The organism is Pantoea sp. NPDC088449 (assembly GCF_044753225.1).
Classification (GTDB): Bacteria; Pseudomonadota; Gammaproteobacteria; order Enterobacterales; family Enterobacteriaceae; genus Pantoea; species Pantoea floridensis.
The window spans coordinates 53067-66670 of the sequence record NZ_JBIVMT010000007.1; the positions used below are offsets into that span (position 1 = coordinate 53067).

Annotated in this window: 19 protein-coding genes; 2 read left to right on the top strand and 17 right to left on the bottom strand. The window is 57.1% G+C overall.

Annotation, left to right across the window (positions count from 1 at the left end; all coding sequences use genetic code 11):
• Positions 1-28: 28 nt before the first annotated feature.
• The 17 genes from ACIP6T_RS22615 to ACIP6T_RS22695 all read right to left on the bottom strand — a co-directional run bounded on the left by ACIP6T_RS22615 (position 29) and on the right by ACIP6T_RS22695 (position 10551).
• Positions 29-619 carry a tail fiber assembly protein gene (locus tag ACIP6T_RS22615; RefSeq protein ID WP_400459082.1) on the bottom strand — a complete coding sequence of 197 codons (591 nt, stop codon included), beginning with the start codon at positions 617-619 and terminating at the stop codon, positions 29-31.
• Complete coding sequence (locus ACIP6T_RS22620) at positions 619-1719, bottom strand: phage tail protein (protein WP_400459085.1); 1101 nt, start codon at positions 1717-1719, stop codon at positions 619-621. The genes ACIP6T_RS22615 and ACIP6T_RS22620 overlap by 1 nt, the downstream gene beginning before the upstream one ends.
• The gene (locus ACIP6T_RS22625) at positions 1716-2330 is read right to left on the bottom strand and encodes a phage tail protein I (RefSeq protein ID WP_400459088.1); all 615 of its coding nucleotides are present in this window, start codon (positions 2328-2330) and stop codon (positions 1716-1718) included. The genes ACIP6T_RS22620 and ACIP6T_RS22625 overlap by 4 nt, the downstream gene beginning before the upstream one ends.
• Positions 2327-3244, bottom strand: coding sequence for a baseplate J/gp47 family protein (locus ACIP6T_RS22630; protein WP_400459091.1), 918 nt, complete (start codon positions 3242-3244; stop codon positions 2327-2329). Before ACIP6T_RS22630 ends, ACIP6T_RS22625 begins: the two co-directional genes overlap by 4 nt.
• Entirely contained in the window at positions 3241-3597 is a 357-nt protein-coding gene (locus tag ACIP6T_RS22635) for a GPW/gp25 family protein (protein ID WP_400459094.1), read from the bottom strand. Before ACIP6T_RS22635 ends, ACIP6T_RS22630 begins: the two co-directional genes overlap by 4 nt.
• Positions 3594-4157, bottom strand: a complete 564-nt coding sequence (locus ACIP6T_RS22640; RefSeq protein ID WP_400459097.1) for a phage baseplate assembly protein V — start codon at positions 4155-4157, stop codon at positions 3594-3596. Before ACIP6T_RS22640 ends, ACIP6T_RS22635 begins: the two co-directional genes overlap by 4 nt.
• On the bottom strand, positions 4154-4795 hold the full coding sequence (locus ACIP6T_RS22645; protein ID WP_400459100.1) for a phage virion morphogenesis protein: 642 nt from the start codon (positions 4793-4795) through the stop codon (positions 4154-4156). The genes ACIP6T_RS22640 and ACIP6T_RS22645 overlap by 4 nt, the downstream gene beginning before the upstream one ends.
• A complete protein-coding gene (locus tag ACIP6T_RS22650) occupies positions 4788-5288 on the bottom strand; it encodes a phage tail protein (protein WP_400459103.1) in 501 nt (166 codons plus the stop codon). The genes ACIP6T_RS22645 and ACIP6T_RS22650 overlap by 8 nt, the downstream gene beginning before the upstream one ends.
• 1 nt (position 5289) lies before the next feature.
• A complete protein-coding gene (locus ACIP6T_RS22655; RefSeq protein WP_400459106.1) occupies positions 5290-5433 on the bottom strand; it encodes a hypothetical protein in 144 nt (47 codons plus the stop codon).
• Positions 5426-5830: a hypothetical protein gene (locus ACIP6T_RS22660; protein ID WP_400459109.1), complete on the bottom strand. Its 405-nt coding sequence runs from the start codon at positions 5828-5830 to the stop codon at positions 5426-5428. Before ACIP6T_RS22660 ends, ACIP6T_RS22655 begins: the two co-directional genes overlap by 8 nt.
• Complete coding sequence (locus ACIP6T_RS22665; RefSeq protein WP_400459111.1) at positions 5830-6378, bottom strand: lysozyme; 549 nt, start codon at positions 6376-6378, stop codon at positions 5830-5832. Before ACIP6T_RS22665 ends, ACIP6T_RS22660 begins: the two co-directional genes overlap by 1 nt.
• The gene (locus tag ACIP6T_RS22670; protein ID WP_400459114.1) at positions 6375-6668 is read right to left on the bottom strand and encodes an HP1 family phage holin; all 294 of its coding nucleotides are present in this window, start codon (positions 6666-6668) and stop codon (positions 6375-6377) included. The genes ACIP6T_RS22665 and ACIP6T_RS22670 overlap by 4 nt, the downstream gene beginning before the upstream one ends.
• Positions 6659-6862, bottom strand: a complete 204-nt coding sequence (locus tag ACIP6T_RS22675; RefSeq protein ID WP_400459117.1) for a tail protein X — start codon at positions 6860-6862, stop codon at positions 6659-6661. Before ACIP6T_RS22675 ends, ACIP6T_RS22670 begins: the two co-directional genes overlap by 10 nt.
• Entirely contained in the window at positions 6862-7356 is a 495-nt protein-coding gene (locus ACIP6T_RS22680) for a head completion/stabilization protein (protein WP_400459120.1), read from the bottom strand. The genes ACIP6T_RS22675 and ACIP6T_RS22680 overlap by 1 nt, the downstream gene beginning before the upstream one ends.
• Positions 7357-7453: 97 nt before the next feature.
• Positions 7454-8575 (bottom strand): phage terminase small subunit, encoded by a 1122-nt coding sequence (gene gpM, locus ACIP6T_RS22685; protein WP_400459123.1) that lies wholly within the window; start codon positions 8573-8575, stop codon positions 7454-7456.
• A 44-nt stretch (positions 8576-8619) separates the two neighbouring features.
• Positions 8620-9669: a phage major capsid protein, P2 family gene (locus tag ACIP6T_RS22690; protein WP_097095624.1), complete on the bottom strand. Its 1050-nt coding sequence runs from the start codon at positions 9667-9669 to the stop codon at positions 8620-8622.
• A gap of 45 nt (positions 9670-9714) precedes the next feature.
• Positions 9715-10551 carry a GPO family capsid scaffolding protein gene (locus ACIP6T_RS22695; protein ID WP_400459127.1) on the bottom strand — a complete coding sequence of 279 codons (837 nt, stop codon included), beginning with the start codon at positions 10549-10551 and terminating at the stop codon, positions 9715-9717.
• Positions 10552-10699: 148 nt separating this feature from the next.
• Here ACIP6T_RS22695 and ACIP6T_RS22700 point away from each other — a divergent pair, with 148 nt between their 5' ends.
• Positions 10700-12412, top strand: a complete 1713-nt coding sequence (locus ACIP6T_RS22700) for a terminase large subunit domain-containing protein (protein WP_097095622.1) — start codon at positions 10700-10702, stop codon at positions 12410-12412.
• A 2-nt stretch (positions 12413-12414) separates the two neighbouring features.
• A complete protein-coding gene (locus ACIP6T_RS22705) occupies positions 12415-13479 on the top strand; it encodes a phage portal protein (protein ID WP_400459130.1) in 1065 nt (354 codons plus the stop codon).
• The last annotated feature ends 125 nt before the right edge of the window (positions 13480-13604 follow it).

Here is a 13604-nt window from a genome sequence, read left to right on the forward strand (position 1 = left end):
ACAAGCCCGCTGCTGTGCGGGCTTTATCTCAGGCGGGCTTTACGGGCCAGTTGATATTCGGGGCTTGTGAAACATCAATAGCCTGAACGCTCTGAATATATTTCATCCATGTGGTAAGCGCAGCCTTGTCCGCTTCGGTAATAATTCCGAGTAGCAACTGCGTCTGCCATGCCTGTGTAACACCATTTGCCTCGCTGATTAGCGCAGATTTTTGTCTGGCTGCGCCCTCCACAGCGGCGGCCAGTTTCGCATCCGCATCTGTTACCCACTTAACCCCGTCCCATTTATCCCAGGGCGTTGCCGGGGCAAGTGGGGTAGTACCCTCCGTATAGTCGCCCAGCTCCATGACGAGCGTTGCTGAGCAGTCTGCAACTGAATAAACCGTTTCGCCGCGATGATCGCTTTCAATTATCCAGCCGCCGTCCCGATAAACTGGGACGCTACCCGCCTGCGTTTGCGGCGGTGCCTCTGCGCAGGCGCTGGCAGGTAGCCCCACACCCTGCATCAGGTATTCGTCAGTTGAACCAGTATATTCCCCGGTCATGCTGCTAAAGTTAAAAACCGTCAGCGTGCCAGAGGCTTTAGCAAGGCCATTTTTATCTAACGTTATCTTCGCCATTATGCAGCCCTCACAATGTAGTTAAACGCCACGTTACGCGGGCGGTTCTCAACGGCAGTAGGTACTACGAGAGATGCATCGAAAGTGGTATTAACTTCTCCTCCTGCTGTCCCCGCAGCACTCGTGCTACCCGCCGTATTGATGTACGTGAAAGCGCCACCCCACGCTGCTTTTGAATCCCCACCATAGTCGTAACCCAAGAACTTGCCGGTTATGTTTCGAATCGCGTCGCCCTGTTGAGAAAGAAGCGCACGCCCTGAGTCGACGCCGCGTCCATCATCCCAGCCGCGAATAAACTCGCCGCGAAGATCGGTCAATGTCAGCCCCGGATAAGCCAGAGCCAGTTTTGGATATAACGTGCCGCTGAAACTTGCTCCGTTGCTTTTCAGAAAGACCATGCCGGCCATTGATGGAAACAGCTCATTGGGCATTTTGGCGTGCGGCCACGGGAACGGCGATCCGATAATGGGTGCACCTTCGCCCAAACCAAGGTTTTTGAGAACGGTGGCAATCAGGCCTGCATCATCTTTAATTTCACTCAGTGCATTCGCTATTTGCAGATACTGACTGTGCGGGTTAGACGCATTGACGTGCTTTTTGATTACGTTGTCGGTGTAGCCCTTAACCTCTATCACTGCATCATCTACATATTTTCGCGTCGCCAGTACCACAGACGGATCAATTTTCAGCGTTACGCTTTCAGTACTGCTGACGATGATAATCATGCGTACAGTCTGCGTACGCCCGGACCCCTCAGCAAGAAGCGGCTTATATGTTTCCGGGCAGTTAGCGACCGCAATCAGTGTATCCGTATCATCATAAAGGCCTATTTCACGAATGAACCAACCGCCCTCACTCTCCGGGATTATCTGCTCAGCAATTATCTGATTACCGTTATCAGGGTCGATACTGAGTGAATTAAGTGCAGCCCGGCGCACCTCCCGCATAAGCGCATTTTTTGCGGGGTCTGGCGTTGGTAAAACGCCATTACCATCACCAACGCCCATTTTTGTAATTTTTACCTGAGTGCCAAGCGCAGCTGCGTTGGCAAGTTTTGCCGCGCCTGCATTGGTCAGAATTGCGAAATACTTTACTGTCATGCGTTCACCTCAACTTCATCGATAATGTGGACAGTGCCGCCCTGCCAAGCCGTCCCGCCCACAGAAATTAATTCCGGCATATACGGGTAAACCGTCACGCTGTCGCCGCTATAGCTCGCCACCGATACAGGCAGCGATCCTGTTACCTGAAGATTGATAGACATTCCCAGCAGGTGTCGGCTGCACGGCTTCGCGTCACTGATAAGCCGTTCAAGCTCCTGATAGGTCTCCTCTGAAATCCCTTCATCCTGCACGCCGATATCAAGCCTGAACGTTCCCGGCTCATCGTCCGTCAGCCACCATTCCTTAACCCGGATCAGAAAGCCGAAAGGCTCAACAACCCGGCGGATGGCGCTGATGGTTCCCTTGAAGCGGTGGACAAAAAACGCATCGATTACGACCTGACGCTTTACAGCTTCAGTCCAGCCTTCATCCCAGCGATCAACCGATCGTGACCACGCCAGATAGGGAAGTAATGAGACGTGGCAGGTGTAAGGATTCCAGATATCGCGCAGCGGCACCCTGAGCGCACTCAATCCGCTGCGCGCTTCAGCCAGGCGGATCTCTGTCTCAGTGGCTGTCGGTGGAAGCAGCCCGCTTTTCAGGCTCATGTGATTACCTCATCCGCTGCCAGCTCGATTGAAACCGCCGTACAGTTCCCGGACTGGGTACGGTCAAAAATGAGATCATCAGCTGGCTCGGCAAGCTCAACCCAGTCAACACCGGCCACGCGCATCACGGCGCTGTAAGAATCCCGGCGCACGCTGCGCCCCAGCTTTCTCTGCTCAACCAGATACGCCGCCAGTGCTGCCTTCGAAGCTGCAAGGCAGGGGGCACTTGCCACGTTGTCAAACAGATGCAGCTTGGCTTTTACCTGATAGCTCTGAATACCCGCGCTCTGTACTTCCAGACGATCAGCCACGGGGCGCACCTCTTCACCGTTCAGTGCAACGTTCACTGCACTCAGCAAATCATCCGGAGCTGTGCCATCGCCTTCACGGTTCAGCACAGTGATCACGACCACCGCAGGGCTCGGGCTTGTCGCCGAGATGTCCAGCACGCGGCCATCGACGCTGCGTCCGTGGAATTCATAGGCCGCAGTCGGCCCCGCAACTGACAGGCCTTCAAATGCTGCCGGCACGCGCGGGCGCAGATCACTGTCATCCTCAAGCACCGCCTCAACCGGCGGCACTGCCGTTTCATCTGCCGGCGTAATCACCAGTCGCTTCACGTTGTTGTTAGCGGCCAGATTGTCCAGGTCAGCACCCGCAGAAAAAGCCACCATGCCTGCCACTGCCGCCTCATTGATGCGCTGGCACAGCAGAATTTCCCGATAGCACCCTTCCTGTAACAGCTTCGCTGCCGGCTCCGATTCCAGCTCCAGCGTTTGCGCCACGGCCGTCTGCCGATCGGCTGGAAAGAGCGAGACGTAATAGGCTTTGCGCTCAGCCAGCAGCGCCTCATAATCCGGCACCTCAACGACATCCGGCACCGGCAATTGTGATAGGTCGATAACTCCGCTCATGAGCCCTCCCTCAGCGTGATATCAGTTGAAATGGTTGATGACGTATCGGTACGGCGCGCTTCAACGCGCATCTGCACAGCACCCTGCTCCGTGGTTTCAACGGTCACCGATACCGGCGTTAGTCGCGGTTCCCAGCGCCAGAGCGCAATGCAAGCCGCAGACATCAGCTTGAGACGGGTCGCCGGGTTATCAGGCTGGTCAATGAGAGAGAACAGAGCAGACCCGTACTCACGGCGCATTACGCGGGAGCCCAGCGGCGTCATCAGAATGTCGCTCACCGACTGGCGCAGATGCGCCTCATCGCTCAGCAACGAACCGTCATCACTGCTCATGCCCTGCCAGTTAGTGCTCATACCGGATTTCCTGAGATATCACCGCCCGACTTCACTTTGTCGTGCGCGTGCTTATCAACAATGATGCCGTTGGAACTCATCGACCCGCCGCCCTGCACCACTTCGCCGTTGATGATGGTTTCGCCGGCGTTGATAACGAGGCGGTTCACATTCAGCGTCAGCGTGTCGCTCATGCTGATCACACCTGAAATCATGCCGAGCAGGCTCAGCAGTCCGCTGGCCGGGTCATAGCTTTTCTTCGCCCCGTCCGGGTAGCGCGTGACGTGGGTTTTCTTGCCGTTGTCAGGCGGCAGCGCGTAATCGCTGTAAAGGCTGAAGGCAATAAACGCGTTCTCCAGCGCGCCGCCCGGCGCAAGCAACACAACCTGCTCACCCACTGAGGGCGCCCACCACGTCACGGCATCACCGGCACGTTCCACACCCCAGCGAATCCAGTCCGTCTGTAGCTCACCGGTCTGGACGCGTGCCACGGTCTGCACTAAATCCACCTCAATAACGGTGCCGAAACGGATCAACTGCATCAGCAGCCGGTACTGCTCAGCCAGCGTTAAATCATTCATCTGGCCCCCTTCAGCGCATCGGTAATGGCCTCAGTCACCGCATCCAGATCAGCATCAGTAAGCCCCAGCAGCTGGCGCTGCGGATAACGCGCGGTAGCGTTGTGTGCAACCCTGTCGTTTAAACCGTCCTGGTGAATGCGTGCAATTGCTGCAGCACGGCCAGAAAAGCCCACCACTGCCGCATCCGGATACGCGCTGGCCTTCAGGAAACGTGCCTGACGCAGCCGGCGAAACATCGGATCAGTACGGGTTTTGGTTTTCTCGCTGCGGCGCAGATCAACGCTGAGATAACGCTCAATGTCGTCACGCAGGAAAGAGCGGATTGAGCCGCGCTCTTCATCAAAGCCGGTGATCATGCGGTCACCGTAACGGCCTTTGCTGTGCCGCCAGTTACGCAGGCTGCGCGTCTGACCGTTCCACAGGAAACGAATGCCGCCCTGGGTGCCGATTTTCTTTTTACGGCGGGCTTTATACGCCGTGCCGTCCGGGTTCTTCTGCCTGCCGATGCGCTTTTGCTGATTGCGGCGAATGTCGCCGGCAATACGCCGCGCCATGCTGCGCCGCGTGGTGGCTTTGGTGACGCCGATAACGTCACGGATAATCGCATCAAGCTCATGGAACATCAGTACGTCAGCCATTCACGCCACCTTCCGGCAATGTTTGCGGCTCTCCGGTGTTGTCGTTGACGGCCAGCAGAGACCAGGTCTCATTCGGCGGGAACATCTCTTCGTGAAGCGGCTCATCGCGATGCTTCGCCTGCGGCTTACCATTCTCATCAAAGGTCACGATCACCATTTCGTTAGCTTTGATGACATAGAGAATGTCCGCCGTGTCGTTATTGAGCAGCTCAGCATCAAAGCTGATGCCTTCTTTACGCAGGTCAGGATTCAGCAGCAGTGCCGGCTGATGACGCCGCGCCCAACCCAGCACCGGCATCGTCAGACTGTCGAGGTCATACGGGTAATCCATCGCCAGCACGTTCAGCTCAAAGCTGTAGCTGTAAGATGGTGAAGCCCCGCCACCGGCAATCACTTTACCGCTGGTCACGTACACTTCCAGCCGGTCAGGGTTCTGCACAAACCACGGCTGATGCGCCACGATGGCCGCCCTGAGTAAATCCGCCTTCAGCATGTCAGTTCCCCGCCCTTACGCCGTCTGCTTTTTGCAAATCGGCTTTGTCTTTGTTGGCACTGTCCAGCGCATCCAGCAGCGCATCATTCCATTCGAGTGACTCGCCCCATGACAGGCGCTTGCCCACCATGCGTGGTTCAGGCACCGGCGTTGCCTGATACAGCTCCGCCGGCAGGCGCGGACACTGCGCGGGCACGTATACGGTCTGCTTTTTCGAACAACCGACGCTGAGCATCATCAGGTACAGGCTCAGCAGCGCAGCGGTCACCCGCCAGTGACGCACGGAGTGCCGTGCGGTCTTTCTCTCCCTGCTGCCTGTCAGATTCTTTTTCACTGGCTCGCTCCGCTGAAATCTGGCTGAAAATGGTCATGGTGCGCTGCACGTTCCCGATCACGGTGGCGGCGCTGTCGATATCTTTTTTCGCCTGGCTGAGTTCGGCCTGAGCACTGCGGTTAGCCAGAAATTCCCAGCCAGCAACCGCTATGGCCAGCACGGTCAGAATCATCAGGATCACCAGCGGGCTTATCTTCAGCTGGCTCATCAGTCCTCCGGCGTCAGGCATAGCCGGGATTCAGCATCACGGCGCTTTACCAGCCCGGCCAGCTTCACGCCACCGGCGTTAACGAAGTCATTCAGCCGGAGGCACATTGCATCCCACTCACGGGCCTGCGCGTTGCGCCAGATGGTTGTTTTAAGCCGCTTACCGCTGGCACGATCCGTAAACCAGATCAGATTGAGACAGCCCATGTTGAACGCCGCAGAGGTCATGGCGTCGAACTGGTTCTGATTCATCTCGCGCCCGTTGAAGTTCTGATTTACACAGCGCTCCGCCGCCTTCACATCGTCCGCCCACATCGCCGCAATCTCGTCATCGCTGTAGAAGTGATGGGCATCAATTGCCGTGGTTGAACCAATGCCGGCGGTCAGCTTGCCTGCCGGGCAGAAATAAGGATCACGGCGGCAGGATTCGGCACCGCCGATTAACTCCAGCCCCTGCGGACTGGTGCGGATTTCGCCGGCATACTTCACGCCCATCAGCCCGATGATCACGGACACGGCACACGCAACAGCCCTACGTTTCACGCTCATACGGTTTTACGCCTCTTATCCAGCCTGGCGATTTCTTCAATCGCACAGACCACATCCGGCAAATCGTGCTGTGTCGCACGCTCTGCCATCTCTTTGAAAATGGCCGTGCGCTTCTTCTCTTCGTCTTCAATCCGCTGTTTGTGCCGGCGGTTGAGCAGGTAAGTCAGGATTCCCAACACCACGCCAATCAACGTTGCCCACTGCGTCAGAGACAGCAGCCCCAGTGACGTCAGAAACGCCGAGGGAAGATAAGAGAGAAACGACACGACCCTGTCCATGGTCAGTCCCATAGCTGCACCATCTCCGCCTGTGGTGCCGGGTCGATATCCGGCAGATAGATTGCCTGCCCCGCAGAGAGAAACGGCCCGAACTCGCACAGCCCCGGATTGGCATCCAGCACTGCCTCAGTCACGTCTCGCGTGCGCCCGTAATACCGCTGGCAAACCTGATCAAGCGTGTCGCCCTGTAGCGCATTCACTATCATCAGACCAGCTCCGCCAGACCGCGCGGCGTAAACTGAAGGTCACGAATTGCCCAATTCGCATCGCGCCAGAGCGTGTCAATCTGAGAGGTCAACGCCGCCGCGTGTTTCTCTCCCTGCTCTGTCGTATCAAAATCGCGATAACCCTCAGTCAGCAGCGCTTTCGTCATGCAGTACACAGCCCGCTGGAAGCAGTAAACCCGCTCAGACTGACCGTCGATTTCATCCGACGGCACAGCTGATAGCGCCGCATATCCCTCTGCCTCCTGCATGGCCTTCCAGTCAATCAGCTGGCGCGTCACGCTTCTCACCGCTTCGCGGGTATTGTGCTGGAGCCTGTCCGTTGTCACCGTCCCGTTGAGGCGCATTGATTTACGCAGATCAGCCAGGCGGATTTCAGGCCAGAACGCGCCGGCTTTCACCGTCACGCCGCCGTCATTGATATCCGGTGCGTCACCTTCAACGGGATTGATGTCTTTACGGGCTACAAGGCTCATCGCTTCTCTCTCAAAAGTCGGGCGGTGGACGGCTGAACTAACGCAGCATCGCTGTTTACCTCAGCCGTGCCGCCCGGGTGCGCGGGGGCACATTCGTTTACTGCGGCTTGGCGGTTTTAGCCGCCGCTCCCGTTCTGGCCTTCGCCGTGCCAGTGGTTTTCTTTGCCGCAGCTGCGCTGGTTTTGGTTTTACCAGCGGCTGTTTTGGTTCCTGCAGGACGGCCACGTTTAACCGGTGCTTTGGCTGCCGGCTCCGCCGCCGGTGTTTCAGCTGCTGACACGGCTGCTTCTGCCCCGCCTGCATCTGCAACCACTGGCGCAGTGGCTGAATCAGCCGCAACCACATCAGCTGCCGGTACTGGAATTTCACTGACGCCGGTATCGAGCACGGTCGCTGCTGCCGCTGCGTTACCAGATTCAGAGCTGAGCACCAGCGGGCCATCGGCCAGCGGTATTGACTCACCCTCAACCAACGTCATGGCCGTTACGGCTGAACGCGGGATTTCTTCGCCGCTGTCACCGCCACCGGCAGGCTCTTCAGTGGATTCCGGTGCGTTCGACGCAACCTTTTTCACCAGTCGTTCAAGAATTTCGATGTCACGTTTAACGCCGATATCGCTGTACTCAGCAATGGCTTTACGCATGTATTCCAGAGCTTCATCCAGCGTTTCGGGATTGGTGCGCAGGGTGTAGCCGATGCACTTCCACAATTTCGCGCGCACCGGTTCAGGCACGTCTTCATTCGCCGTCAGGCCATCCAGCGCCTTCAGCAAATCCACACTGACGGGCACGTCTGAAAGGCTGGCTTTGAAGTGGGCCAGCACCGGATCGCAAATCTCATCCATCAGCACCACAGCCGGCGAACGCTGGAATTTGTCGCCCATTGAGAGGTGATGGCGGATGACGTACTCACCAATGCGCAGCGCCTCCGCCACGTTGCCGGCATCGACATTCCAGAGCATGACCGTGGTCAGCACCTCATCAGCCTGACCGCTGTCAGATACCAGTACGCCATCAATCCATCCCTGATAGTCCGGCAGCGCTGCGGCCTTGGTCTCCGCCTTGAGTTTGTTGTTCTGGATGCCACGAAAACGGTTTTTATCGATGCGCAGGCGATGAAGCATCTGCTCATAGGCCGTAAGGTCTGCCAGCGTGTTTGCGGCAGTGCCGCGGTTCTGCGCCATTACCGATTCAAAATGGCGGCGTGCAGGTGTCAGCATGTTTCCCCCAGTCCGCCGGGGTTCGCCCGGCGGCTCAACGTGGTTTACGCGCCACCTGCGGCAGCTTCTGCCCAGGTGATGTTTTCGATCAGGCAGCCGTAGCCGTAGTCTTCGATCACGTAGGCATCATTCGATGACTCATAGGTCGAAATACGGTTGAACTCAGGCTCTTCTTTCAACATCCGGCGCTGCTTTTCTTCCTGCCAGTAAATCGACAGGTTACGCAGAGAGGTCACGAGCATGGCGTGCTCAGGGAAGAACGGCGCAATCAGGGTTGGCAGGTTGTTAATCGACTTGCGCGACACAATCAGCTGACCGGCCAGCGCTTCGCTGTTCGGGTTGTTATCGCTGATGCCGTTAATCAGCGGGTACTCACGCGCCGTCATGATATTGCGGCCGGTAATGACCACCAGATCAGGCGCGGTTTTGTACCACTCATCCAGCAGTGACGTGGTGGCGTCATAAACCAGCGCATCAAGGTTGCTATAGTCACCTTTGCCGATGATTTTGTTTGACTCATCGCGACTGGTCAGCGTGACGCCAGACATCACGCGCTGCGGCGCGTTGGCGCGGTATTTCTGTAGCCAGCCGATGTTCACATCCTGCAATAGCGGGTTAGCCGTCAGGTCTGATTTATCTGCATGTCTCGTACCGTTGAAGCCGACCATGATGCGATCCAGCGCACGGCGGTTAACCAGCTGATTGGTAATGCGCTGCTGGAAGTCAGGAAACTTGGCCCACATATCCAGCTGTGCGTAAGAAATGTAGGTGTCAAAGTTGGTCTGCTCGCAGCGGTATTTATCGCTGTCCAGCGTCTGAACTGAGCGCGGATCACGGCGCACGGTGCTGCCGGCATTGGTGCTGGATACCGGGCCACCCACGCCTAACCCCAACTTTTCGCCTTCCTGCTCAGGCACAGGGTAAATACCAATCTGTTTCAGGAACTCACTGGACTCCTGCACCTTATTTTCCAGCGTCTGCGATACGCTCGGTGCAATCGCAAAGTGGGTGTTTACATGGTGAATCGGTACGCCGTTAAGCTCAGCCTGACGCTGGCTGTAGCCATCCCACAGCTTGCGGGTTTCTAATTTCATCTCACTATTCCTTAATCGTTTTTTCGGTTTTACCTGGCTGCCGGATTAGCAGTCAGCCAGTTGCGATGCATCCACGCCGTTACCGCCTGAAGACGGAGGACGCTGGCTGAAACTGCCATCCTGAGACGACAGCTGCGTTTTCAGCTCGGCCAGTTCACTGGTCAGCTTTGCAACGTCGGCCGCCTTTGCCATGCCGCCCTGCTGCTGGCTCAGCGCTTCGACGCGGTCAAGCACCTGCCCCTGTGACTCAGCAACGATCTCTACCGCCTCGCGGATCACGCCAGCTTCTGCGGAGAAACGGCGCTCGCCACCGGTGATAAGGTCTTTAATTCTGGAGAAGAACTTCTTCCCGCCGTCTGTCTCCGAAACTTCAGCTTCGAACTCAATCGCGGTTTCGTACGCTTCGCTGAAGAAGCAGTTTTTGTTGGTTTTGCGGTTAGCCAGCGGACTGACTGCGGCCTTTGAGGAGAACTGAAGCATTTCAGTGCCCAGGCTTGCCGGGCTGTCAGTGAAGGCCAGCCCCATCAAGTAGGCTTTGCCGCTGTCAGCAAAATTCGGATCAAACTCAATGCTGCTGTAAACCTTCTGGCGGGACTTATTGAGGGTGACCAGATCATCAGTGCCGTCGATCAGGGCATACAGGCCAAGCTTGCCGGCCAGCGGCCCCTCTTTAATTTCGATGGCCTGAACGCTATCGACATCACCGTAGATGCGGAATGTGCTGTCAGGGCTGAGGCTTTTCAGGTGCTCAAGATTGATGCGCGCACCGTAAACCTGCGGGTTGTAGGTATCTGCGATTTGCTGAATGTGCTGGCGTTCCAGCTGGCGCCCATCGCATGTCGCACCCTCGACGGCTACGCGGAATAATTTCGACTTCGGCATTCTCTTTGCTCCGGTTGATTAAGGTGCTTTCACCCTGTGCCCCTATCTTCCGAAACCGGGCAAAGCCGCGCCACATAAGGGAATTGTGAGGCGCCTGTGACAACCGCCGGCGATATTCGACCTCGCGCGGGCGCGATAGCCTGTACCCATGAAAACAGCACTCGATCCCCGCACAGAAGCCAAAGCCCTCTACTGGCAGGCATACAGCATCCCGCAAATCGCCCAGCGACTTGGGGTGAAGGCGAACACGCTTTATTCCTGGCGCCGCCGCGATGAATGGGACAAATCAACGCCCATCCAGCGGGCGCTTGAGCGTACCGATGTCCGCTATCTGCGGCTGATTGAGAAAGAGGATTTATCCGCCCACGACTTCAAGACGATTGACCTGCTTGGGCGACAGCTGGCACGCCTTGCGCGGGATGAAAGGAAGGAACAGGACAAGGAGCAGAAGAAAAAGACGCCGAAGAACCACTTCACGGCGGAGCAGATCACAGAGCTGCGCACTCTGGTGCTGGAATCGCTGTTTGAGCATCAGAAACGCTGGTACAAGCAGCGCAATCTGCGTAACCGCTTCATCCTTAAGAGCCGCCAGATAGGCGCAAGCTGGTACTTTGCCCGCGAAGCGCTGCTGCGTGCGCTGGAGACGGGCACGAACCAGATATTCCTGTCTGCATCGCGTGCGCAGGCGTTCCAGTTCAAGAAATTCATTATTTTCCTGGCACGCAGCATCGGCGTTGAGCTGAAGGGCGGCGATGCGATCATTCTGTCGAACGGGGCAACGCTGTATTTTCTCGGCACCTCAGCGGCAACCGCGCAGTCTTACACCGGTGACCTGTACTTTGATGAGGCGTTCTGGGTCGCTAACTTCCTCAACCTGCGTAAAGTCGCCGCCGGGATGGCAACGCAGGTTGGCCTGCGCCGTACCTACTTTTCCACGCCGTCCGGAGAAGAGCACGAAGCCTATAAATTCTGGAACGGTGACCTTTACAACAAGGGCAAGCCAAAGAGCAAGCAGGCGCAGATAGACCTGTCACACAAGGCGCTGAAGAATGGAGTGCTGTGCGGTGACAATATCTGGCGTCAGATTGTCACCGTGCAGGACGTTATCGATCAGGGCTTCCCGCTCATCGACCTGGAAGAGATCCGCAGCGAAAACAGCGATGAGGATTTCGACAACCTCTACATGTGTAAATTCGTCGTCGCCGGCGAACGTGCGTTTAACTACAACGCCCTGATTGGCTGCGGCGTGGATGGATACAGTGGTATCTGGCCTGACTGGAACCCCTACGCCCCGCGCCCCCTCGCCAGCCGCCCGGTATGGATTGGGTACGATCCCAACGGCAATAGTGACAAAGGCGACAGCGCCGGCCTTGTCGTACTCTCGCCACCACTGGTTCCCGGAGGCAAATTCCGTGTGATTGAGCGTCACCAGCTGCGCGGCATGGAGTTTGAAGAGCAGGCAGCATTTATTGAGCGCCTCACCCGCATGTACAACGTGCAGCACATCGACATCGACGGCACCGGCATTGGCGCAGCGGTACATCAGCTTGTGCTGAAGTTCTTCCCTGCTGCGCAGATGCACCTGTATACCCCGGCGGTTAAACGCCAGCTGGTACTCAAAGCGCAGATGGTTATCCGCGCCGGCCGCTTTGAATATGACGCCGGCATGATGGATATCGTCAGCAGCTTCATGACCATCCGCAAATTCATCACGCTGAGCGGCCAGACCTCTTACGCATCTGACCGCACACGCGGCAGCAGCCACGGCGACTTAGCCTGGGCAACGATGCACGCACTTATGAATGAACCGCTGGGCAATGACGCCGGCAGCGGCACAGACAGCTTTGTTGAGGAATTTTGACCATGAGCCGCAGGAATAAAAAAACGTTCAGCACAACCACCACGCCAGCAAACAGCCAGCCTACCGCTGAGATGGTTGAGCCGATTGAGGGGATTGAATCTTTCAGCTTTGGCGAACCTACGTCGATCATGGACAAGCGCGACCTTCAGGACTGTATGGAGTGCGCCAGCAATGGTCGCTGGTATGAACCGCCGATCAGCCCTTACGGACTTGCCCGCCTGCTGGCCGGCGCGGTTCATCATGAATCGCCGCTGGTCTTTAAACGCAATGTGATTATGTCGTGCTTTAAACCGCATCCGATGCTTTCACGTCAGGACGCGAGCGCATTCGTTATGGATTATCTGGTGTTCGGCGATGCCTATCTTGAGCGGCGCGATAACCGTCTAGGTCAGCCGCTGAAGCTGAAGCACACGCTGGCGAAGTATACCCGGCGCGGCGTGGATCTCGATCAGTACTGGTTTGTGACTTACTACCAGGAGGATTACGCCTTTGAGCCCGGCAAGGTATTCCATCTGCGAAACGCCAGCATCCACCAGGAGATTTACGGCGCACCGGAGTACATGTCTGCACTTCAGTCCATCATGCTGAACGGCGAGGCCACGCTGTTCCGCCGCAATTACTACATCAACGGCAGCCATGCTGGCGTGATTGTGTACCTCACCGATCCCGTGGCTAATACCGCAGACGTTGAAAAGCTTAAGCGCTCACTGAAAGACGCGCGCGGCGGTGGCGCGTTTAAGAACCTGTTTGTTTACGCCGCCGGTGGCAAGAAGGACGGCTTACAAATCCTGCCGTTCAGCCAGATTGCGGCTAAAGATGAGTTCACCGGCATCAAGGACGCCACGCGTGATGACATGCTGGCCATCCACCGCGTACCGCCTCAGCTGATGGGCGTCATGCCTAACAATACCAGCGGGCTCGGTGACATCGTGAAGGCTGCCAGGGTGTTTGCGATTAACGAACTCTACCCGATCATGGAATCACTAAAAGCAGTCAACGACTGGCTCGGCGTTGAGGTGTTCCAGTTCAACCCTTACGCCCTGGCTGAAGAGAAAGCCGGCGACTGACGCCCGATCCCGCCACCGCAGATCACACCCCATCTCACCAGAGACCCTCAGCGCCACGCTGCGGGGCTCTTTGCTTTCCCCCCGTCTCACTACGCCAGACGCCTGCGCGCGTCAGGGCGCGCCGT